16 protein-coding genes, 2 tRNA genes, 1 other RNA gene and 1 pseudogene are annotated in these 20,530 nt (G+C 73.8%); 6 read left to right on the top strand and 14 right to left on the bottom strand.

Translation table 11 applies throughout. The features are described from left to right. The first annotated feature begins 41 nt into the window (after window positions 1-41). Window positions 42-2,438 carry a transglycosylase domain-containing protein gene (locus ACERUN_RS16700; protein WP_370291168.1) on the top strand — a complete coding sequence of 799 codons (2,397 nt, stop codon included), beginning with the start codon at window positions 42-44 and terminating at the stop codon, window positions 2,436-2,438. 41 nt (window positions 2,439-2,479) lie between these two features. Here ACERUN_RS16700 and ACERUN_RS16695 read toward each other — a convergent pair whose 3' ends face one another. Further along, complete coding sequence (locus ACERUN_RS16695) at window positions 2,480-2,608, bottom strand: hypothetical protein (protein WP_370291167.1); 129 nt, start codon at window positions 2,606-2,608, stop codon at window positions 2,480-2,482. A 15-nt stretch (window positions 2,609-2,623) separates the two neighbouring features. After that, on the bottom strand, window positions 2,624-3,082 hold the full coding sequence (locus tag ACERUN_RS16690) for a GatB/YqeY domain-containing protein (protein WP_370291166.1): 459 nt from the start codon (window positions 3,080-3,082) through the stop codon (window positions 2,624-2,626). A 37-nt stretch (window positions 3,083-3,119) separates the two neighbouring features. Here ACERUN_RS16690 and ACERUN_RS16685 point away from each other — a divergent pair, with 37 nt between their 5' ends. The 3 genes from ACERUN_RS16685 to ACERUN_RS16675 all read left to right on the top strand — a co-directional run bounded on the left by ACERUN_RS16685 (window position 3,120) and on the right by ACERUN_RS16675 (window position 5,560). Beyond that, entirely contained in the window at window positions 3,120-4,058 is a 939-nt protein-coding gene (locus ACERUN_RS16685) for a metallophosphoesterase (RefSeq protein ID WP_370291165.1), read from the top strand. Between the two features lie 122 nt (window positions 4,059-4,180). After that, window positions 4,181-4,254, top strand: a tRNA-Pro gene (locus ACERUN_RS16680). Between the two features lie 700 nt (window positions 4,255-4,954). Continuing rightward, window positions 4,955-5,560 (top strand): hypothetical protein, encoded by a 606-nt coding sequence (locus ACERUN_RS16675; RefSeq protein ID WP_370291164.1) that lies wholly within the window; start codon window positions 4,955-4,957, stop codon window positions 5,558-5,560. A gap of 135 nt (window positions 5,561-5,695) precedes the next feature. On the opposite strand, the gene ACERUN_RS16670 is transcribed toward ACERUN_RS16675, so the two are convergent. From ACERUN_RS16670 to ffs, 7 genes are all read right to left on the bottom strand, one after another. Then, window positions 5,696-6,742, bottom strand: coding sequence for an aspartate-semialdehyde dehydrogenase (locus ACERUN_RS16670; RefSeq protein ID WP_370291163.1), 1,047 nt, complete (start codon window positions 6,740-6,742; stop codon window positions 5,696-5,698). Between the two features lie 3 nt (window positions 6,743-6,745). Continuing rightward, entirely contained in the window at window positions 6,746-8,038 is a 1,293-nt protein-coding gene (locus ACERUN_RS16665) for an aspartate kinase (protein ID WP_370291162.1), read from the bottom strand. 119 nt (window positions 8,039-8,157) lie between these two features. Continuing rightward, entirely contained in the window at window positions 8,158-8,847 is a 690-nt protein-coding gene (locus ACERUN_RS16660; protein ID WP_370291161.1) for a DUF5063 domain-containing protein, read from the bottom strand. Further along, entirely contained in the window at window positions 8,844-9,440 is a 597-nt protein-coding gene (gene recR / locus ACERUN_RS16655) for a recombination mediator RecR (RefSeq protein ID WP_370291160.1), read from the bottom strand. The genes ACERUN_RS16660 and recR overlap by 4 nt, the downstream gene beginning before the upstream one ends. Window position 9,441: 1 nt before the next feature. Beyond that, window positions 9,442-9,873, bottom strand: a complete 432-nt coding sequence (locus ACERUN_RS16650; RefSeq protein WP_370291159.1) for a YbaB/EbfC family nucleoid-associated protein — start codon at window positions 9,871-9,873, stop codon at window positions 9,442-9,444. Window positions 9,874-9,959: 86 nt separating this feature from the next. Beyond that, a complete protein-coding gene (locus ACERUN_RS16645; protein WP_370291158.1) occupies window positions 9,960-12,272 on the bottom strand; it encodes a DNA polymerase III subunit gamma and tau in 2,313 nt (770 codons plus the stop codon). Window positions 12,273-12,359: 87 nt separating this feature from the next. Then, window positions 12,360-12,450, bottom strand: an RNA gene (ffs, locus tag ACERUN_RS16640) — signal recognition particle sRNA small type. 139 nt (window positions 12,451-12,589) lie between these two features. On the opposite strand from ffs, the gene ACERUN_RS16635 reads away from it, so the two are divergent. After that, window positions 12,590-12,678: transfer RNA gene (locus ACERUN_RS16635), tRNA-Ser, on the top strand. Between the two features lie 72 nt (window positions 12,679-12,750). Here the strand turns inward: ACERUN_RS16635 and ACERUN_RS16630 are convergent. Then, window positions 12,751-13,656: an alpha/beta fold hydrolase gene (locus ACERUN_RS16630; RefSeq protein WP_370291157.1), complete on the bottom strand. Its 906-nt coding sequence runs from the start codon at window positions 13,654-13,656 to the stop codon at window positions 12,751-12,753. 102 nt (window positions 13,657-13,758) lie between these two features. Between ACERUN_RS16630 and ACERUN_RS16625 the strand changes: the two genes are divergently transcribed. Then, window positions 13,759-14,952: a zinc-binding dehydrogenase gene (locus tag ACERUN_RS16625; protein ID WP_370291156.1), complete on the top strand. Its 1,194-nt coding sequence runs from the start codon at window positions 13,759-13,761 to the stop codon at window positions 14,950-14,952. Between the two features lie 149 nt (window positions 14,953-15,101). Here ACERUN_RS16625 and ACERUN_RS16620 read toward each other — a convergent pair whose 3' ends face one another. The 4 genes and pseudogenes from ACERUN_RS16620 to ACERUN_RS16605 form a co-directional block, all read right to left on the bottom strand. After that, on the bottom strand, window positions 15,102-16,895 hold the full coding sequence (locus tag ACERUN_RS16620) for an acyl-CoA dehydrogenase (RefSeq protein WP_370291155.1): 1,794 nt from the start codon (window positions 16,893-16,895) through the stop codon (window positions 15,102-15,104). A 12-nt stretch (window positions 16,896-16,907) separates the two neighbouring features. After that, window positions 16,908-18,206 (bottom strand): S8 family serine peptidase, encoded by a 1,299-nt coding sequence (locus ACERUN_RS16615; protein WP_370291154.1) that lies wholly within the window; start codon window positions 18,204-18,206, stop codon window positions 16,908-16,910. Beyond that, the gene (gene eccB / locus ACERUN_RS16610; protein ID WP_370291153.1) at window positions 18,203-19,639 is read right to left on the bottom strand and encodes a type VII secretion protein EccB; all 1,437 of its coding nucleotides are present in this window, start codon (window positions 19,637-19,639) and stop codon (window positions 18,203-18,205) included. The genes ACERUN_RS16615 and eccB overlap by 4 nt, the downstream gene beginning before the upstream one ends. Next, window positions 19,639-20,530 (bottom strand): annotated as a pseudogene (locus ACERUN_RS16605) (type VII secretion integral membrane protein EccD); the annotation flags it as partial. The gene eccB and the pseudogene ACERUN_RS16605, both read right to left, overlap by 1 nt.

The following is a 20,530-nucleotide window of genomic DNA, read 5'->3' as shown; positions in this document are numbered from 1 at the left end:
CGAAGGCGGGAAGGATCGGGACCCTCCCGTACCCTGAGCCCATGGCCAGCACCCGGTCCGACCGACTCCCGCCGCGCAAGATCGCCTCCCACCTGGGCGTGATGCTCATCGTCTCGGTGGTGCTCGGCGTCGTCGTGTCCGGCCTCGCCATCCCGTTCGCGGGCGTGCTGGGCTTCGGCGCCCGCAATGTGGCCGACACGGTGGACGAGCTGCCGCAGGAGCTCGAGACCGAGGCGCTCCCGCAGCGCACCGAGATCAAGGACGCCGGCGGCAAGGTCATCGCGACCCTCTACGACCAGAACCGCGTGTACGTCCCGCTGCGCCAGATCTCGCGCACGATGGTCGAGGCGATCGTGGCCATCGAGGACTACCGCTTCTACCAGCACGGCGCGCTCGACCCGAAGGGCACGCTGCGCGCGCTGTTCACCAACCAGGCCGCCTCGGGCGTCGTCCAGGGTGGCTCCTCGATCACCCAGCAACTGGTGAAGCTCACGCTGCTCAACCAGGCCGACACCGCCGAGGAGCGCAAGGCCGCCATCGACGACACCTACGGGCGCAAGCTGCGCGAGCTGCGCTACGCGATCGCGCTCGAGAAGCGACACTCGAAGGACTGGATCCTCGAGCGCTACCTCAACACCGCCTACTTCGGCGACGGCGCCTACGGCGTTCAGGCCGCCGCGCAGCACTACTTCAGCGTCAACGCCAAGGACCTCGACCTGCGCCAGGCCTCGCTGCTCGCCGGCCTCGTCCAGAGCCCCGAGGCCTACAACCCCACGCGCAACCCGCAGCGTGCCAAGGTGCGGCGCAACGTCGTCCTCGAGCGGATGGCGCAGCTCAGCGTCATCACGCCCGCTGAGGCCGCCGAGGTGAAGGCTCGCCGACTCGGCCTCAAGGTGCAGGAGACCTCCAACGGCTGCGTGAGCTCCTCGGCACAGTTCTTCTGCGACTACGTGGTGCGCTGGCTCGAGACCGACCCTGCCCTCGGCGAGACGGTCGAGGACCGCACCCGGCTGCTGTTCTCCGGCGGCCTCACCATCAACACCACGCTCGACCTGCGCTTCCAGCGTGGGGCCCAGGACGCCGTGGCCGGCCAGGTCTTTAAGGACGACCAGGCCGTCGGCGCGATCGCTCTCGTCGAGCCGCGCACCGGCGAGGTGAAGGCGCTCGCGCAGTCGCGTCCCATGGGCAAGGGCAAGGGCGAGACCTTCCTCAACTACACCGTGCCGCGCCAGTACGGCGACGCCGCGGGGTTCCAGGCCGGCTCCACCTTCAAGGCGTTCGTGCTCGCCGCGGCGATCAAGCAGGACATCCCGCTCACCCGCACCTTCCCGGCGCCCAGCCCGGGCCGGTTCTTCCTCGGCGACTTCACCACCTGCGACGGCAACTACCCCAGCACCGAGGTCTGGACGCCGAAGAACTCCACGAGTTCCTCGCGCAACCCCAACCTCTACGAGGGCACGCAGAAGTCGGTCAACACCTTCTTCGTCAACCTCGAGAAGGAGACGGGCCTGTGTGAGCCGTGGAAGCTGGCCCGACAGATGGGCATCACGGTGCTCACCAAGGACGACCAGCGCCCCTCCTTCACCCTCGGCGTCAAGGACGTCAGCCCGCTCGACATGGCCGGCGCGTACGCCACCTTCGCCGGTCGCGGCCTGCACTGCGATGCCCGGCCCGTGCTGAGCATCGAGGACGCCCAGGGCACGGTGCTGAAGAAGTACCCCAAGTCGTGCCGCCAGGTCCTCTCCGGTCCGGTCGCCGACGCCGTCAACGACGTCCTGCGTGGCGTCGTCGCCCCCGGCGGGTTCGGCGCGGCGCTGAACCCGGGCCAGCCCGCCGCCGGCAAGACCGGAACCATCTCGGAGAACAAGGCCGTGTGGTTCTCGGGCTACACCCCGAACCTCGCGGGTGCCGCCGTGGTCGCCGGTATCGCGAAGAACGGCAACCAGGTCACCCTCGACGGCAAGTCCATCGGCGGCTTCGTGCGGGGCACGACCTCCGGCTCCACCACCGCGGGCCCGATCTGGGGCGACACCTTCAAGGCGATCGCGCAGTTCCTCCCCGACGACGACTTCACGCGGCCGTCCTCGGTCGACGTCCAGGGCCTCGTCACCGCGGTGCCCTCGGTCGCCGGCAAGAGCGTGGACGACGCCCGCGCCGACCTCGAGGACCTCGGCTTCGAGGTCAACATCGGTCGCGTCGTCGACTCCCGCTACCGCCGCGGCCTCGTGGCCACCACCTTCCCGCAGGCCGGCGCACAGCTCGCGCCGGGCGACACCGTCACCTTGCAGATCTCCAGCGGCTCGACCGGGCGCGCGCGCAACGCCGGCGCTCCTGCGCCCGCGGGCGACGCCAGCCCCGCTGCGCCCGGCAACGGTCGAGGAAACGGCAATGCCGGCCGCACCAGCAATGCCGGCGGGAACGGCAACGGCCGAGGCTGAGGCCGCCTCGGGATCCTCGACCAGAAGATCCGTTTGAGTCGTCAGCGCGAGCTCATCGTCGCGATCACGAACGGGACGGGGAGGACGAGCGCGCCCAGCAACCACATCAGCACCGCGACCGGTCGCGACGGCGCCAGGTGTGCCAGCGCCGTGCCGCCCGAGACGGACACCGCGGCCCCGTCGGCTCAGGCCAGCTGGCGGCGCACCTCGGCGGCCACCGCAGCGCCGTCCGCGCGGCCCTTGACCTGCGGCGTGACGACGCCCATCACCTTGCCCATGGCCTGCGGTCCCGCGCCCGCCACCCCGAGCTTCTCCACCGCGGCCGAGACGACGTCGGCGATCTCCTCGGGGCTAAGCTGGGCGGGGAGGTAGTCCTGGATGACCGCCGCCTCGGCGCGCTCCTTCGCGGCGCTCTCAGGGCGGTCGCCCTCCTCGAAGGCCACCGCGGCCTCGCGCCGCTTCTTGGCCTCGGAGGAGAGGACGGTGAGCACCTCATCGTCGGTGAGCTCCTTGGCGACCTTGCCCGCGACCTCGGCGTTGGTGACCGCGGTCAGGATCATCCGCAGGGTCGAGGAGCGGACGTCGTCCCGCGCCTTCATGGCGGTGGTGAGGTCGCTGCGCAGACGGTCCTTGAGGGTGCTCATGGCACGATTCTGCCCGTCGCGATGTGGGGAGTGTCGAATGGGTTTGCTGCGAGGAGCGGCGCTGGCTGCGGGCGGTGCCGTGGGCGCTGGCTTGGCGCTGACCGGCTACGCCGCGGCTGAGGCCCGGGCCTACACGCTGCGCCGCTTCGAGGTGCCCGTGCTGCCGCCCGGCCACCGCCCCCTGCGGGTGCTCCACCTGACCGACCTCCACATGACGCCGGGGCAGCGCCGCAAGCAGCAGTGGGTGCGATCCCTGGCCGCTCTCGAGCCCGACCTGGTGATCGACACCGGCGACAACCTGGCCCACCGCGAGGCCGTACCGGCGGTCCTCGACGCTCTCGGACCGTTGCTCGACCTCCCCGGCGCCTTCGTGCACGGCTCCAACGACTACTTCGAGCCGGGCATGCGCAATCCGCTGCGCTACCTGATGCCCGACAGCGGGCACCGCTACGTGAGCAAGCCGCAGCTGCCGTGGCGCGACCTCACCGCGGGGCTCACCGGCGCCGGCTGGCTCGACCTCACCAACACCCGCAGCCCCCTGGACGTCGGCGACCTCCGGCTTGCGTTCGCCGGCCTCGACGACCCGCACCTGGGCTACGACGACCTCGCCGCCGTCGCGGGGCAGGCCGATGCGGACGCCGACCTGCGGATCGGCGTTGCGCACGCGCCGTACCTGCGGGTGCTGGACCAACTCGCCGGCGACGGCTACGACCTGCTCCTCGCCGGCCACACCCACGGCGGCCAGGTCCGGCTCCCCTGGCCCGGCGGATCGCGAGCGCTCGCCACGAACTGCGATCTCGAGCCGGCCCGCGCGCGCGGCCTGCACCGGCACCCGGCCGACTCCTCCCCCGGCGACCCGGGCTCGGCGTGGCTCGAGGTGTGCGCCGGGCTCGGCACGAACCCCTACGTCCGCATCCGCGTCGCGTGCCGCCCGGAGGCCGCCCTGCTGACGCTGGTGCCCCGCGAGCGCGGCTGAGGACCACCAGCCTCGCTCGGTCGACGCCCTGCACCGCGCTGCCCCGATTGCCGGTGCGTCGCCCGGCTCGGCTATGCTCCCAGCGCTGATGGATCGTCGGTCGCGCACCGACGGTCGAGCGGCGGGCTGTGGCGCAGCTTGGTAGCGCGCCTCGTTCGGGACGAGGAGGCCGCAGGTTCAAATCCTGTCAGCCCGACAGTGCAGCAGGCGGGTCACCACGGTGACCCGCCTTCTTGCTTCTCCACCCGCTCACCAGCCGCACGGAGGCGTCGTCCAGCAGCGGCGCCGCCGTCGCGGTTGGGGGCTCGCCTCATGTCACACTTCCTTTCATGTCTGACGAGCAGGACAAGCTGAAGCTCAGCTTGGAGCCGCCGCGCCTGTTCGGGCGCAAGAAGAAGGACGCCGCTCCCCAGCGACCGGCCCGACGCTCCCCTGACGCCTCCGCGCCGCCCGCCTCCTCAGCACCGCCCGAGCGGTCGGAACCGGCCGAGCGGCCCGAGCCGTCTCCAGCAACGACGGCACCCACCGCCGACCAGCCGACTCCCGTCTCCGAGCGAACCGCTCAGGCACCCGCAGAGCCCGAGGCGCCCCGGCCGCCAGCCACCGCACCTTCGGCCCCGGCGACGAGTGCCTCCCCGCAGCAGGCGGACGACGCGTCCCCCGACGCGGCGACGCCCCCTTCCGCCCGGCCGGAGCCGGTGCCGGCCGCAGAGCAGCCGGCGGAAGCCGTCGCCCGATCCTCCGTCACCCCGCCCGCCGAGGCGCCCTCACCCGCCCCGGTCGCGGAGGCGGCGCCCACGGCCTCCGCAGCGCCCACGGCCTCCGCAGCGCCTGCGGCCCCGACGGAGCAGGCTGCGCCGGCGGAGCCTGCGTCCCCGGCTGTCGAGACGGCCCCGGTGAAGCCTGCAGCGAGCGTCGCGTCGTCCACTGCGGCCGCAGAAGAGCAGAAGCCTTCACGCTTCGCGCCGGAGGCTGCTCGCGAGGACGAGCCGACACTGACGATGCCCGCAGCCACCCAGCCGCGCCCCGCGCCGGTCGACGTGGTTCCCGAGCCGGTGGATGCGTCCGCGCTCGAGGACGCCGAGATCGCGGCGCTCGCCGCTGAGCCGAAGGCGCCCCTGCTCAGCATCTACCGCGCGGCCGCCCTCACTGGCCTGGTGGTGGGTGCGGCCATGGTGGCGCTCACCTGGCTGTCGCTGCGCGGGTGCGAGGCGGTGCGCGGCACGACGTCGTGCGGTGGCGGCCCCGGCTTCCTGCTCCTCGTCGCGACGTTCGCCCTGTCGGTCCTGCTCGGGAGCGCGCTGCTGAAGGTCTTCACCATCCCCGATCCCGGCAGCAGCAGCTTCCTCGCGGTCGGCATCGTGGCCGTGATCGCACTGCTCTTCCTGATCGATCTGCTGGACTCGTGGGTCGCGATCGTTCTCATCCCGCCCCTCAGCGTCGGGTCCTACATGGCCTCCGCCTGGGTCACCGACACCTTCGTCGACGCCGACGACCTCTGAGCACGGGCTGAGCCGGACGCCGGTACCCGCGGCGTCCACGGCGACTGGGACGACAAAACTGGCACTGGGACGACGGAGTTCCGTCGTCCCAGTGCCAGTTTCACCGGCCGGCCGGTGAATCCGCCGCCGGCGGCCTCAGCGAGCGGCGGCCACGAGTTCCGCGATCTGCACGGTGTTGAGGGCCGCGCCCTTGCGGAGGTTGTCGCCGGAGATGAACAGGGCGAGGCCGCGGTCGTCGTCGACGCCGGGGTCCTGGCGGATCCGGCCGACGTAGGAGGGGTCCTTGCCCGCGGCGAGCAGCGGGTTGGGGATGTCGACGAGGCTCACTCCGGGGGCGTCGGCGAGGATCTCGCGGGCGCGGGCGGGGGTGAGCGGACGCTCGAACTCGGCGTTGATCGCCAGCGAGTGACCGGTGAACACCGGCACGCGCACGCACAGGCCGGAGACGCGGAGGTCGGGCAGACCGAGGATCTTGCGCGACTCGTTGCGCAGCTTCTGCTCCTCGTCGGTCTCCTCGAGACCGTCGTCGACGAGGTTGCCGGCGAAGGGCAGCACGTTGTACGCGATCGTGCGGCGGTAGACGCCGGGCTCGCCGAAGTCGACGGCCTCGCCGTCGTAGGCCAGCTCACGGGCCTTGTCGCCGGCGGCGGCGATGCCGGTGGCGAGCTCCTCCACGCCGGCGATGCCGGAGCCGGAGACGGCCTGGTAGGTGGAGGCGATGAGGCGGACGAGACCGGCCTCGTCGTGCAGGGGCTTGAGCACCGGCATCGCGGCCATCGTGGTGCAGTTGGGGTTGGCGATGATGCCGCGCCCGGCCTCGATCACGCCGGCTGCCGCCTCGGGGTTGACCTCGGAGACGACGAGCGGGATGTCGGGATCCTTGCGGAAGGCCGAGGAGTTGTCGACGACGATCACGCCGGCGTCCACGAAGCGGGGCACCAGGGCGCGCGAGGCGGTGGCGCCGGCGGAGAACAGCGCGACGTCCAGGCCGGCGGGATCGGCGGTCTCGGCGTCCTCGACGACGACCTCGCGGTCACCGAAGGCGAGCACGGTGCCGGCCGAGCGCGGGGAGGAGAAGAAGCGGACGTCGCCCACGGGGAAGTCGCGCTCGAGCAGGATCTGGCGCATCGCGACGCCGACCTGACCGGTGGCGCCGACGACGCCGATGTTGATCTTCGCCATCGCTCAGCGCCCCGTTCCGCCGTAGACCACGGCCTCGGTCTCGTCGGAGCCGAGGTCGAAGGCGGCGTGGGCGGCGTTGACGGCCGCCTGCACCTGGGCCTCGGCGACGACCACCGACACGCGGATCTCGGAGGTGGAGATCATCTCGATGTTCACGCCCGCGGCCGAGAGCGCCTCGAAGAAGCGCGCGGAGATGCCCGGCGAGGAGCTCATGCCGGCACCGACGATGGAGACCTTGCCGACGCTGTCGTCGTACAGAAGGTTGTCGAAGCCCACCGACTCCTGCAGGCGCGAGAGCGCCGTCATGGCCACCTGGCCCTCGCCGCGCGGGAGGGTGAAGGAGATGTCGGTGAGGCTCGTGGCCGCGGCCGAGACGTTCTGCACGATCATGTCGATGTTGATCTGGGTGTCGGCCACGGCGCGGAAGATCGCGGCCGCCTCGCCCGGCTTGTCGGGGACGCCGACCACGGTGATCTTGGCCTGGCTGCGGTCGTGGGCGACGCCGGTGATGATGGCGGCTTCCATGGTGTTCCCCTCGTTGGCGACGACGTCCGCGACATCTGCGGCCTTGACGACCCAGGTGCCCTCCTTCGCGGAGAAGGAGGAGCGGACGTGGATGGGCATGTCGTAGCGGCGGGCGTACTCGACGCACCGCAGGTGCAGGATCTTGGCGCCCTGCGCGGCCATCTCGAGCGTCTCCTCGTAGGAGATGCGCGGCACCTTGCGGGCGCGCGGCTCGATGCGGGGGTCGGCGGTGAAGATGCCGTCGACGTCGGAGTAGATCTCGCACACGTCGGCGCCGAGCGCGACGGCGAGCGCCACCGCGGTGGTGTCGGATCCGCCGCGGCCGAGCGTGGTGATGTCCTTCGTGGTCTGCGAGACACCCTGGAAGCCGGCGACGATGGCGATCGCACCCTCGTCGATCGCGGCCTGGATGCGGCTCGGCGTGACGTCGATGATCTTGGCCTTGCCGTGCGCGGCGTCGGTGATGACGCCGGCCTGCGAGCCGGTGAACGAGCGCGCCTCGTGGCCGAGGTTCTGGATGGCCATCGCGAGCACCGCCATCGAGATGCGCTCGCCGGCGGTGAGCAGCATGTCGAGCTCGCGGGCAGGCGGCAGCGGCGAGACCTCGTTGGCGAGGTCGATCAGCTCGTCGGTGGTGTCGCCCATCGCCGAGACCACGACGACGACCTGGTGGCCGGCCTTCTTCGTCTCGACGATGCGCTGGGCGACGCGCTTGACACCGGCCGCGTCGGCGACCGACGAGCCGCCGTACTTCTGCACAACGATGCCCACGGGGGCTCAACTCCTGGCTCAGGGGAAGGGGACGTGCCCGCAGCGCGCGCCGTGGACCACCACGATTCTACGAGAGCCGCTCCGCCGCGGCTCGCGTCGTCCCACCCGGCGAGGCGGGTCTACCCGTCGGCCCGGTCGAGGCCGGCGGCGAGGAGCTCGATCTCGATGTCGGTGGGGTCGAGGTCGGTGGGGTCGAGCGCGTCGGCGTCGAGGCGGTCGTGGGCCACCACCGACAGCAGCGCCTTCATCGCGGCACCGGCCAGCGCACCCCAGGAGGAGACGTAGGAGAACTGCCACCACCACAGCGCCTCCTCGACCTCCCCGGCGTCGTGGTGACGCAGGCCCACGGCGAGGTCGGTGGCGATGCTGGCGAGGTCGTCGGAGAGCAGGCCCTCCACGAGCTCGGGCTGGTAGGGGTCGAAGACATAGGTGTAGGCGTCGGCGCCGCCGAGCAGACCGGCCAGGCGCAGCCGCAGCGCGTCGAGATCGGGGTCGGGGCCGTCGTCCGGCTGGTACTGCTCGCGCGGCGCGAAGTCGCGCTGGACGCCGAGCCGCGCGCCCGTGAGCGCGATCTGGCTGATCTGCAGCAGCAGCAGCGAGACCGCCTGGCCGCCGGTGGCCTCGAGGGCGACGGCGCGCAGCCCGTCGAGGAAGGTGCGCACCGAGGTCGCGACGTCGCCGGCCAGCGCGGCCGTCTCCGCCTCGACCTGCAGGAGCGCGTCGAGCGCCTCCAACCCGGGACGACGCTCACCGGGGACGAGCGTCTCGCCGGTGGACGGATCGAGGACCCCCGTGTCGTCTCCACTCATGTCGCCGCCTGCCTTCCCACGAATGCCCTGCCCAAGGTGACCTCGTCGGCGTACTCGAGGTCGCCGCCTACCGGCAGTCCACTCGCCAAACGCGTGACGCGCAACCCCAGCGGGCCGAGCAGGCGGGTGAGGTAGGTGGCGGTGGCCTCACCCTCGAGGTTCGGGTCGGTGGCCAAGATGACCTCGGTGACGGCCCCGTCACCGAGGCGGGTGAGCAGCTCGCGGATGTGCAGCTGGTCGGGGCCGATGCCGTCGATCGGCGAGATCGCGCCCCCGAGCACGTGGTAGCGGCCGCGGAACTCGCGGGTGCGCTCGATCGCGACGACGTCCTTGTACTCCTCGACCACGCAGATGACGGCCGGGTCGCGCCGCGGGTCGCGGCAGATGCGGCACTGGTCGTCCTCGGCGACGTTGAAGCAGATCGAGCAGAACTTCACCTTGTTCTTGACCTCGATGAGCACGTCGGCGAGGCGGCGGACGTCGACCGGGTCGGCCTGCAGCAGGTGGAAGGCGATGCGCTGCGCGCTCTTGGGCCCCACGCCGGGCAGCCGACCGAGCTCGTCGATGAGGTCCTGGACGACGCCCTCGTACATCTCAGGGGGCCCCGAAGCCGAGCGGCCCGGAGCCGCCCGCGCCGCCCGGCCCGCCCTGGCCCGGGAGACCCGGCATGCCGGGGATGTCGGGGAGGCCGCCGGTGACGGGGCCGATCATCTCCTCGGCGATCGCGTCGACCTTGGCGCGGGCGTCGCGCACGGCGGCCACGATGAGGTCCCCGAGCTCGGCGAGCGCTTCGGCGTCGGTGCTCTCGAGCGCCTCGGGCGAGATGGCGACCTTGGTGAGCTCGCCGCCGCCGGTGACGCTCACGGTGACCAGCCCGCCCGCGACCGTGCCGTCGACGACGGTGTTCGCCAGGCGCTCCTGCGCGGCCTGGAGGTCGGCCTGCATCTGCTGGGCCTGCTGCATCAGGGCGCCGATGTCGAAGCCCCCGAGGGCACCGCCGAGGGCGTCGAACGGGTTCTGGCTCATGGTGTCTCCTGGGGTCGGGCTGCGGAACTGGCGGGGCTGACTGGATGGATGCTGCGGGATCGATGGTGCCGTGGCGGTGGGCACGCCTAGCTGCGCGGGATCTCCTCGATCACCGACGCGCCCAGCTCACGGGCGAGCAGCTCGGCGCTCGACTCGGCGTCGACCTCGGCGTCGTCCATGTCGACGTGGGCGTCGGGGTCGTCGGGCGGCGCGTCGACGTGCGCTGCCGCCTGGGCCTGCAGGTCCGCCACCCGTGGACGACGGGGGGCCGGCGTCGGCGGAGCCGGCGCGCCGAGCGAGGCGGCCGCCGATCCGGAGGGGCCGGCGTCGACGTCCCAGGGCGGGGCGTCGTCGGGCGGGGGCTCGTCCGGCGGCACCCAGCCGTCGCGGGCGGGCGCCGCGGGCCCGGGGGCCGCCGGCGCGGCGGGGGCGGGCGCACTCGGCGCGGCCGGGGGCGAGGAGACGGGAGGTGCGGCGTCCACGCCGCCGGGTCGGGCGGTGGTGGGCCACGCCTCGGACGCAGGCGCGGGCGCCGCCGGTGCCGCAGGCGCCGCAGGGGGCGGCGCGGCGCCCGGGGTCGCGCCCGGGTCGATGATCGCCTCGATGCGCACCTGCGCGCCGATCTCGTCGACGATCGCCTGCGCGACGATGTCGGCGTGACCGCCGGTCTCGAACGAGCGGCGCGGGCCGTCGGCGGCGAACCCGAGGCTCAGCACGCCGCCCTCGAAGCCGACCACCTGGGAGTTCTGGGTCAGGTGGATCCAGGTGACGCGCTTGACCGACTTCACGCGATCGATCACCGCCGGCCAGAGCCGCCGGACGTCGACCAGCGTCAGTCCGCCGCCGGGCGCGGGGGCCGCCGGGGCGGAGGCGGCAGGCGCCGGGGCCGGCGCTGCCGCTGGGGCGACCGGCTCGGGAGCGGCCGGCGCCATGGCCGGCACGGGCGGTGCCGCGGGCGGGACCGGGGCAACCGGCTCCGCCGGAGCGGGCGCAGGCGCCGATTCCGGCGCCGTGGGAGGGCTCTGGGGCTCGCGCTCCGCCGGCGCGGCCGGCGCGGCCGGCGGTGCGGACGTCGGAGGGGCGGGCGCGGGAGCCGTGGGCGCGGACGCCACCACCGGCGGCTCCTCGACGCGCTCGGGGGCGGCCTTCTCGTGACGGGCGAGGGCGGGGCGCTCGGAGGCGGGCGCGACCGGGGTGGCGGCGGGCGCCGCCTCCGCGGAGGTGGTGCCGACGATCGCGATGCGCCGCTCGAGGCGGTCGAGGCGGGCAGCGAAACCGTCGCTGGTGTGGTCGGCGCCGGGCAGCAGGATGCGTGCGCAGATGAGCTCGAGCAGCAGGCGGGGCGCGGTGGCGCCGCGCATGTCGGTGAGCCCGGCGGCCACGAGGTCGGCGGCCCGGGTGAGCTCGGCGCGGCCGAAGGCAGCCGCCTGGGCGACGAGCCGGTCGGCCTGGTCGCCGGCGACGTCGATCAGGCCGGAGGCCGGGGCGTCGGGCACCGCGGAGATGATGACGAGGTCGCGCAGGCGGCGCAGGAGGTCCTCGGTGAAGCGGCGTGGATCCTGACCGGTCTCGACCACCTTGTCGACCACACCGAACACCGCGGACCCGTCGCCGGCCGCGAACGCCGAGACCACGTCGTCCAGCAGGGTGTCGGGGGTGTAGCCGAGCAGGCCGCTGGCCAGGGCGTAGGTGACGCCCTCGGCCCCGGACCCGCCGAGCAGCTGGTCGAGCACCGAGAGGGTGTCGCGCGCCGAGCCCGCGCCCGCGCGGACGACGAGCGGCAGCGCGGCCGGCTCGATGGTGACGCCCTCGCGCTCGCACAGCTCGGAGAGGTAGCCGCTGAGCAGTCGCGGCGGGATGAGGCGGAACGGGTAGTGGTGCGTGCGCGAGCGGATGGTCGGGATGACCTTCTCGGGCTCGGTGGTGGCGAAGATGAAGCGCAGGTGGGGAGGGGGCTCCTCGACCAGCTTCAGCAGGGCGTTGAAGCCCTGCGTGGTGACCATGTGCGCCTCGTCGATGATGTAGACCTTGTAGCGGCTCTTCACCGGGGCGAAGAAGGCCTTCTCGCGCAGGTCGCGGGCGTCGTCCACACCACCGTGGGAGGCGGCGTCGATCTCGATGACGTCGATCGAGCCGGGGCCGTTGCGGGCGAGGTCGCGGCAGCTCTCGCACTCGCCGCACGGGTCGGCGATGGGAGCGCGCTCGCAGTTGAGGGCCCGGGCGAGGATGCGGGCGCTGGTGGTCTTGCCGCACCCGCGCGGGCCGGAGAACAGGTAGGCGTGGTTGACCCGGTTGGCCGCGAGGGCGGCGCGCAGCGGCTCGGTGACGTGCTCCTGACCGATGACCTCGGCGAAGGTCTCGGGCCGGTAGCGGCGGTAGAGCGCGAGCGGGGAGTCCACACCCGCACAGTAACGAGGGCGGCCGACACATGGAGCCTCGCGGTGGACCTCGTCGACGCCGCGTGCTGGGGAGCCTGTGGAAAAAGGAAAGGCCCCTCGCGCACCCGACAGAGCCCACTTACCCTTGCTGCCTTCCGGCCCTGGGGGAGTTGGGTGAGGTATCGCCGCACGAGGGGTTGCCCCGAACTCTAGACGACGCCGCGCGCCAGGCCGAACGGCGGGGGACCTGCGGGCATCCACCCGGCGTCGCAGGCGCAGGCGTCCGCCCGCCCAGGGCGATTTCCCGCCACCGGACGCCGACCGGTAGCCTCCTCCGCGGAGGTATCGCCTAGTGGCCTATGGCGCTCGCTTGGAAAGCGGGTTGGGTTAACAGCCCTCGGGGGTTCGAATCCCCCTACCTCCGCCATAGGAGCAGGTCCTCGAAGCCCCCGGCGCGTGCGCGCGCCGGGGGCTTCGTCGTCTCCGCGTCGCGAGCGGCTCAGCCGGCCGTCGCCGTGCGCTGCACGAACCCCCGCACCAACCCCGCGACCACCGCGGGCCGCTGCGCGAGCACCCAGTGGTTGCCCTCGAGGTGCTCGACCGTGAGGTCGTCGACGAACGCCGCGGGCGCCCCGGCCGCCAGCGCCGGCGACACGTGGACGTCGCGGTCGGCCACCAGCACCTGCACGGGCAGGCTCACCCGCGGCGGGTTCGGCCGGAAGAGACGGCCGGGCACGTTGGCCCGGTAGAGCTCGATGCCGTTGACGGTCTCCTTCTCGCCGCGTGCCACGGCGGCGCCGGCGGGGGCGTCGTCCGGGCGGGCGATGGACTCGGAGTGCTCGACGAGCCGGTCGATGATGCCCCGGCGGGCGGCCAGCTCGGGCAGGCCGGGGGTGAGGAAGAGGTAGATGTAGTAGGAGGCCGCGAGCTGCTTGAGGCGCGGGAGCGGGCCGCGGCGCAGGTCGCGCAACCACACCCCCGCGTGGTCGAGCGAGGGACCCGACAGGCTGGTGTAGGAGCGGATCCGGTCGCCGAGGCTGTCGTCGGGCAGGGCGTCCCAGCACTGGATCGAACCCCAGTCGTGGGCCACCAGGTGCACCGGCGCGTCAGGGCTCACGGCGTCGATCACGCGGCCGAGGTCGTCGACCAGGCGCTCCATGCGGTAGCCGGCGCGCGAGGCGGGCACCTGCGAGTTGCCCGAGCCCCGCACGTCGTAGCGGACGACGCGCAGGTCGGCGGCGAGATCGCCCGCCACGCCGTCCCAGACCCGGTGGTTGTCGGGGTAGCCGTGCACGAGGACGACGACCGGCGCGTCGGCCGGGCCCTCCTCGTAGACCGCGAGCGCGAGCCCGTCGGCGGTGGTGACGGTGCGCGACGGTGTGCCGACGGCGGACTGCTCGACCATGGTGGGACCTTTCGGGAGGGCGCCTCATCGGCCGCCACCGTTGCTACAGTCGCGCGGCAGCCGCGCCACGCTAGCGCAGCAGCGCGACGAGGGGAGTCACCTGTGACCACCGGCACCGGAACCACCGGCACCAGCACCGGCGCGGGCACGATGCGCGCGGCCGTCGTCCGCGAGGGCGCCTTCAGCGTGCAGGAGGTGGCGCGCCCCGAGCCCGGCCCCGGCCAGCTGCTGTTGCGCGTGGTGCGCGCGGGCATCTGCGGCTCCGACCTCCACGCCCGACAGCACACCGACGAGCTCGCCGCCCTCGGCGACGACCTCGGCTACCCCGGCATCATGCAGCCCGCGCAGGACGTCGTCCTCGGCCACGAGTTCGTCGGCGAGGTGGTGGCCTACGGCCCGCGCACCCGGCGGCGCTGGAAGCCCGGCACCCGCATCGTGGCGCTGCCGATCGTGCGTCACGGCGACGACGTACACATGGTCGGCTTCGACGAGCACTCCCCCGGCGCCTTCGCCGAGTACGTCGTGGTGCAGGAGGCGTTCGCCTTCGACGTCCCCGCCGGCGTGGACGACGACGTGGCCGCCTTCACCGAACCCCTCGCCGTGGCCTGGCACGCCGTGCGTCGCGCAGAGATCGCGAAGGGTCGGCCCGCGGTGGTGATCGGCTGCGGCCCGATCGGCCTGGCGATCATCCTCATGCTCAAGGCCTCCGGCGTGCGCACGATCGTGGCCTCCGACTACTCCCCCACCCGTCGCGAGCTCGCCCGCGCCTGCGGGGCCACGGTGGTGGTCGACCCTCGCGAGACCTCGCCGTGGGAGGCCTACGAGCTGCCCGGTCCGGTCGCCTCGATCACCGCGTACGCCAGCTTCGGCATCACCACCATCGGCCGCCTGCGGTCGGTGCCGCTGCTGCCGTGGGGCCGGCTCATGCGACTGGGCGACTCGCTCGGCGCCACCCCCACCGGACCGGTCGTCTTCGAGTGCGTCGGCGTGCCCGGGGTGCTCGACGAGATCTTCGCGCGCGTGCCGCTGATGACCCGCGTGATCGGCGTGGGCGTGTGCATGCAGCCCGACACCGTGCGCACCGCCCTCGCCCTCAACAAGGAGGTCGAGATCCGCTACGTGTTCGGCTACGACCCCGAGGAGTTCGCGCACGTGCTGCACCTGCTCGCCTCCGGCAGGGTCGACCCGCGCCCGCTGCACACCGGCACCGTCGGCCTCGACGGGCTGGCGAAGGCCTTCGCCGACCTCGGCGATCCCGAGCGCCACGCCAAGATCCTCGTCGACCCGCGGGCCTGAGCGGGCGTCGTCCGGCTCTGCTAGCCCGCACTTGGCACGCGTTCCTGGCACTTGGCACGCGTTGCAACGCGTGCCCAGTGCAGGAATCGCCCCGGTCGACCGGCGATTCCTGCACCGGCGCCGGGCGACTGCGGCGCCGCAGCCGACCCTCAGAACCAGGCGTCGCGCATCTCCAGCGACGTGAGGTCGCCGGCGGCGAGGAGGTCGAGCATGGGGTCGATGCGGGGCAGCTCGGAGACGAAGAAGAACTCCGCCGCCTGCCGCTTGCCGTCGTAGAAGTCGCCCTCCTGCGCGCCGGCGACGACCTCCTGCTCGAGCCACAGCCAGGCCACCACCAGGTGCCCGGCGGCCTCGAGGTAGGTCGTGGCGTTGGCGGTCATCTTCTCCGGGGTGCCGAGGCCGACCAGGCCGAGCGTCACCTCACCTACCCGGTCGAGGCGGGCCTTCAGGGCGTCGGCGTGCACCGTCGCGCGACCGCCGACCTCGCGGGCACGGGCGATCGTGGCCTCGATGCGGCCGGCGAGCAGCATGAGCCCGGCACCGCCGTCGGCGAGGACCTTGCGGCCGAGCAGGTCGAGGGCCTGGATGCCGTGGGTGCCCTCGTGGATCGGGTTGAGCCGCTGATCGCGCCAGTGCTGCTCGACGTCGTAGTCGCGGGTGTAGCCCGCGCCGCCGAGCACCTGGATGGCCAGCGACGTGCTCTCCTGCCCCCACTGCGAGGGCCACGACTTCACGATCGGGGTGAGGACGCCGAGCAGGGTCGCCGCCTCCGCGCGCGCCGCCTCGTCGGCGAGGCTCACCTCGTCGTCCAGCAGCCGGGCGCAGTAGAGAACCAGAGCGAGCGCACCCTCCACGTAGGCCTTCTGCGCCAGCAGCATGCGGCGCACGTCGGTGTGCTCGATGATCGGCACCTGCGGCTCGGTGGCGGGCACGCCGAGGGGGCGGCCCTGGGGGCGCTGGCGGGCGTAGTCGAGCGACTTCAGGTAGGCCGCGGACGCCGTGCCCGTGGCCGCCGCGCCCACGCCGAGGCGGGCGGCGTTCATCATGTGGAACATGTAGTTCAGGCCGCGGCCGGGCTCGCCCACGAGGTGGCCGATCGCGCCCGGCTCCCCGCCCGGGGTGAAGGTGCCGTCGCCGAACACGGGCGCGGTGTTGACCGTGCCGCGCGAGCCGAGCTTGTGGTTGATGCCCGCGATGGTGACGTCGTTGCGCTCGCCGAGGGAGCCGTCGTCCGCGACGAGGAACTTGGGCACCACGAACAGCGAGATGCCCTTGGTGCCCGCCGGTGCGTCGGGCAGCTTGGCCAGCACCAGGTGCACGATGTTGTCGCTGAGGTCGTGGTCGCCGGCCGAGACCCACATCTTGTTGCCGAAGATCCGGTACGTGCCGTCGGACTGCGGCACCGCCCGGGTGGTGACGTCGCCGAGCGAGCTGCCGGCCTGCGGCTCCGAGAGCGCCATCGTGCCGAACCAGCGGCCCTCGAGCATGGGCGGCACGAAGCGCTCCACGAGCTTGGGTGCGGCGTGGGTCATCAGCAGGCTGGCGTTGGCCTGGGTGAGGAAGGCGTAGCAGAGGGTGCCGATGTTGGCCGCGCTGAACCACATCGACGCCGCGGTCGCCACCGTGGAGGGCACCTGCAGGCCGCCGTGCTCGGCCGGTGCCCCCAGCGCGAACAGGTCGGCCTCGGCGTAGCGGCGCAGCGCTTCGCCGATGGCCGGCAGCACGTGCACGTCGGTGCCGTCGAACTGCGGCTCCTGCTCGTCGCTGGCCCGGTAGTGCGGCGCGAAGTGCTCGCTGGCCAGCTGCTCGCTCAGCTCGAGCAGGGCGTCGAAGTCCTCGGGCGCGTGGTCGGCGTAGCGCTCGCGCCGCGTCAGCTCGGCGGCGTCGAGCCACTCGTGCAGCAGGAAGCGGAGGTTGCGGGCGGAGACGAGGTTCGAGGTCACCGCCCCAGGATCTCAGCGGGTGCGCCGACGCGCGAGCACCGGGCGCAGCACCAGCAGGACGACGAGCGCGGCACCGCCGCCGAGGCCCCACCAGACGGCGTCGTCGCGCACGCCGGCGAGGCGATCGACCCGGGGCCGCGGCGCGACGGCGCGCGGCACGACCTCGCGCTGCTGGCGCGGCGGCGAGAGCTCGTCGTCTGCGCGGGTGAGGGCGGCCACCGCCTGCACCTCGCCGAACCCGAAGGAGCGGCTGCTGGAGCCGGCGCTGCCCGCCGCCGTGGCCTCGAGCCGGCGACGCCGCGCCGCGGCGTCGGCGTCGGGGCGCGCCGGCCACACCAGAGCGGCGACCCCGGCGACCTGCGCGGCCGCCCAGTGCGACGACGGCGTCTGGACGACGCACCACCCGCCGTTGAGCGCCCGCGCGACCGAGCCCGCGCCGGGGGCACCGAGGTCGATCGCCGAGCTGCGCAGCCCGACGGCGGTGCCGACGCTGGTGAGGCCCACCGTGAGTACGCCCGCGTCGGCCGCCGGCCAGACGACGGGGCCGGCGTCCTCGCCGGGTCGTGCCGACTCGCCGGAGAAGCGCGACAGGAGGTCGCCGTCGTCGCCCCCGGTGGCGCCCGATCCTGCGGCGTCGCCCTGCGCCGGGGGACGGTCGCCGCCGGCCGCGACGACGAGCGCCCCGGCGTCGACCACACGCTCCACGGCGCGCGCGAGCGCTGCGCTGCGCGGCACCTCCGCGGCCGTGAGCACGATCGTGCGCTTGCCGAGGCGGCCGCGCTTCTTCTGGGTGGCCACGGCGTCGAGCTGCAGGGCCAGGTTGGCCGCCGAGGGCTCGATGCGCCCTTGGCCGCCCTCGCCGCGCGGCACGTCGTAGAAGGGTCGCTGGACGACGCGCGCCCCCGGCGCGATGCCACCGGCCACCCTCGGCTTGGGCTGGTCGGGCCCGGCCACGATCGAGGACAGCACGAGGCCGTGGGGGCTGACGTCGCTGCCGGTGACGCCCGCCTTCAACGACGGCGAGGGGGTGTCGACCACCACCACCGTGACCCCCGCCCCCGGACGACGCACCCCCGCGCGCTGCAGGATCGCATCGGCGGCGGGCACGCCCAGCGCCGCGGCGGCGTCGTCGGTGCCGTCGGGGGCGGTGACCGGGCGCCGCTCGGCGTCGACCCCGACCTGGCTGCAGTCGAGGCCGTCCGCGGCGCGGGCGGGAGCTGTGGGCACAGCCGTGGTGCCGGCCGCGGCGAGACCGAGCGCGAGGAGCAGGGTGGCGCGGCGCGGGGCGATGCGGTGGGAGCGCGGCCTCACGAGCACGTTCCGCCCGCGGCCCCGTCGGCGCCCTGGGCGCCCTGCGTGGATCCGGGCGGGCACAGCGCGGCCGACTGCGAGAGCTCCGGGCCGGGGGCGAAGAGCCGGTTCCACGTGTCGGGGACGACGACCGGCGGCACGTCGGCGTAGCCGAGGTTGGTGAGCTCCTGCTTGCCGGCCAGCGGGTAGGTGCGGCCACGCTCGTCGACGAGGTAGACCGACCGTGCGCTGGCGGAATCGAAGCCGCCGACCCGCACGAGCGCACCTCGGCCGGAGGCGACCTCGACGGGACTGGTGCCGGCGGCGACCGACTCGGCCAGGTCGCTGCCGTCGCGCGCGAGCGCGAGATGCACCGACGGCGCCTCGTCGCGCCCGGTGTCGAGCACCGCGCACAGCTCGGAACCGTCGTCCACCGTGCCTCGCGGGACCTCGTCGGGCCACTGTGCGCTCGCGTAGGTCTCACCGACCGTGTCGAAGGGCGCGCCCGCGGCCGGCGTGAGCACCTCGGGCAGCCGCGGCCCGAGCGAGGTGGAGCGCAGCACCCGGTCGGCGAACGGCGAGAGCCGCACCAGGCCCGAGGACGTGATCGCGAAGCTGCGGCCGTCACGCTCGACGAGGTCGCCCACGAGCGCCCCCGCGTAGCCGGGGAGCCCGGCCGGGCGGCCGAGGCCGGCGATACCGAGCCCCCGAGCATCGAGCGGGCCGCCCTCGGGGATCAGCGCCAGCCACGCGTCGGGCACCGTGACGGCGTCCTGCCGAGTGGCGTCGGCGACGGCTGAGAGCAGCGCGTCGTTGCCCGCCGGCGCCTCGTAGCGGTAGGCCGCCCGCGGGCGGCCCGGCGCGGAGGTCTCGGCGATCACGTAGGTGCGGCCGGTGCTCGCCGAGGTGGCGAGGAACGCCCGCCGGTCGACGGCGTCGACGGCCGGGGAGGTCTGGACCACCGTGTGCAGCCCCTGCCCGGCGCCGGTGCACGACGTCCAGCCGCTGTTGATGAGCTGGTCGGCGGCGGGCACGGTGGCCGGGGCGTCGAGGATGCCGATGGCGGGCCCCTTCGGCCGGGCCAGATCCTTGTCGCGCACGCGGCGGGCGGACTCCTCCGAGCCGAGGATGAGCTGCGCGGAGGTGACGTTGATGACCGGGCGCAGCGTCGGCTCGCCCGGCGAGTCGTTCTTGTCGAGGATCACGTAGAGCGCGCCGCGGTCGTCGGTGACCAGGGCCGGCTGGTCGAAGCTCACCGGGGCCGAGCGGGTGAGCGCCCCGGCGATAGCCGCACCAGCCACCAGCAGCACCGCGAGCGCAGCACCGCCGACGATCATGCGCCCCGGGCGGGCCGGCTCGACCTCGCGACCACCCGGCGCGCCGGAGACGAAGGCGGTGACGAGGCGCCGACGGTTGAACGAGTAGGCCTCGACGAGGTCCTTCTTGGTGGCCACTAGGAGACCGCCTCGCGCACCGCAGAGAACAGGCCGACGGCCAGCACCACGAGCGGCAGGAGCGCCAGCAGCGCCGTCGACTCGAGCAGGTCGCCGAAGCGACCGCGACGCACCGACGGCACGGCCGGGGTGAGGGTGGCTGCGAGCACCAGGGCGCCGCCGGCGGCCAGCACGCCGGCCAGGGCCGGGCGCCAATCGGGGTGCAACGCGAGGACCGCCACGGCAGCGGCCACCAGGCCGGCGATGCCGGAGGCCAGCCCCAACAGCACCTCGCTGCCGGTGCGGTACTGGCGGGTGCGCAGCATCACGATCAGGCAGGCGTCGACCGCCAGCAGGGTGCCGGCCACACCGAGGCTCACCGCCAAAGGCGCGGCGAGCACCAGCAGCAGCCCGACGGTGCCGGAGATCGCCAGCAGGATCTCGTGGGCCACGCGCGCGTCGGAGGCGACGCGGTCGGGGTCGATGTCGTCGGGGTCGGCGGTGATGTCGGCGGGCGTGTAGAGCTGGTCGACGCGGGTGCCGGTGGCACCGAGCGCGATCCACGGGAACACGCTCCCGGCCATCACCACCAGCGCCAGCAGCACGGTGAGGACGTCGGCCGGCGCGGCGTCGGTGCCGCGCACCACGAGGCCCGCGCCCAGCGCGAGCACGCCGACCACCAGCGGCGGGAACACCAGGGTGCGCCCGGCACCGAGCCCCACGAGGCCGATGGCGCCCGCGAGGGCGGCACCGGCTCCGGCGTAGGCGAGGGGCTCGGCGAGCAGCGCCTCGCCGCTGGCCTCGGGGGCGAGCATGAATCCGGCGACGGCGGCGTAGGCGGCGCCGAGCCACGCCACGCCCACCGCCGCCTCCGCCTCGCGCTGCGCCCGCGAGAGGACGACGCCCGCGGCC

Source organism: Nocardioides sp. (assembly GCF_964229035.1).
Classification (GTDB): Bacteria; Actinomycetota; Actinomycetes; order Propionibacteriales; family Nocardioidaceae; genus Nocardioides.
This window is presented reverse-complemented; position numbering and strand designations above follow the sequence as displayed.

What these genes read in the sequence shown, in the direction of transcription:
- recR (WP_370291160.1), bottom strand. Translation starts at nt 9,440, where the DNA reads ATGTACGAGGGCGTCGTCCAGGACCTCATCGACGAGCTCGGTCGGCTG.
- ACERUN_RS16660 (WP_370291161.1), bottom strand. Translation starts at nt 8,847, where the DNA reads ATGAGTGGAGACGACACGGGGGTCCTCGATCCGTCCACCGGCGAGACG.
- ACERUN_RS16690 (WP_370291166.1), bottom strand. Translation starts at nt 3,082, where the DNA reads ATGAGCACCCTCAAGGACCGTCTGCGCAGCGACCTCACCACCGCCATG.
- ACERUN_RS16700 (WP_370291168.1), top strand. Translation starts at nt 42, where the DNA reads ATGGCCAGCACCCGGTCCGACCGACTCCCGCCGCGCAAGATCGCCTCC.
- ACERUN_RS16670 (WP_370291163.1), bottom strand. Translation starts at nt 6,742, where the DNA reads ATGGCGAAGATCAACATCGGCGTCGTCGGCGCCACCGGTCAGGTCGGC.
- ACERUN_RS16685 (WP_370291165.1), top strand. Translation starts at nt 3,120, where the DNA reads ATGGGTTTGCTGCGAGGAGCGGCGCTGGCTGCGGGCGGTGCCGTGGGC.
- ACERUN_RS16650 (WP_370291159.1), bottom strand. Translation starts at nt 9,873, where the DNA reads ATGAGCCAGAACCCGTTCGACGCCCTCGGCGGTGCCCTCGGGGGCTTC.
- ACERUN_RS16630 (WP_370291157.1), bottom strand. Translation starts at nt 13,656, where the DNA reads ATGGTCGAGCAGTCCGCCGTCGGCACACCGTCGCGCACCGTCACCACC.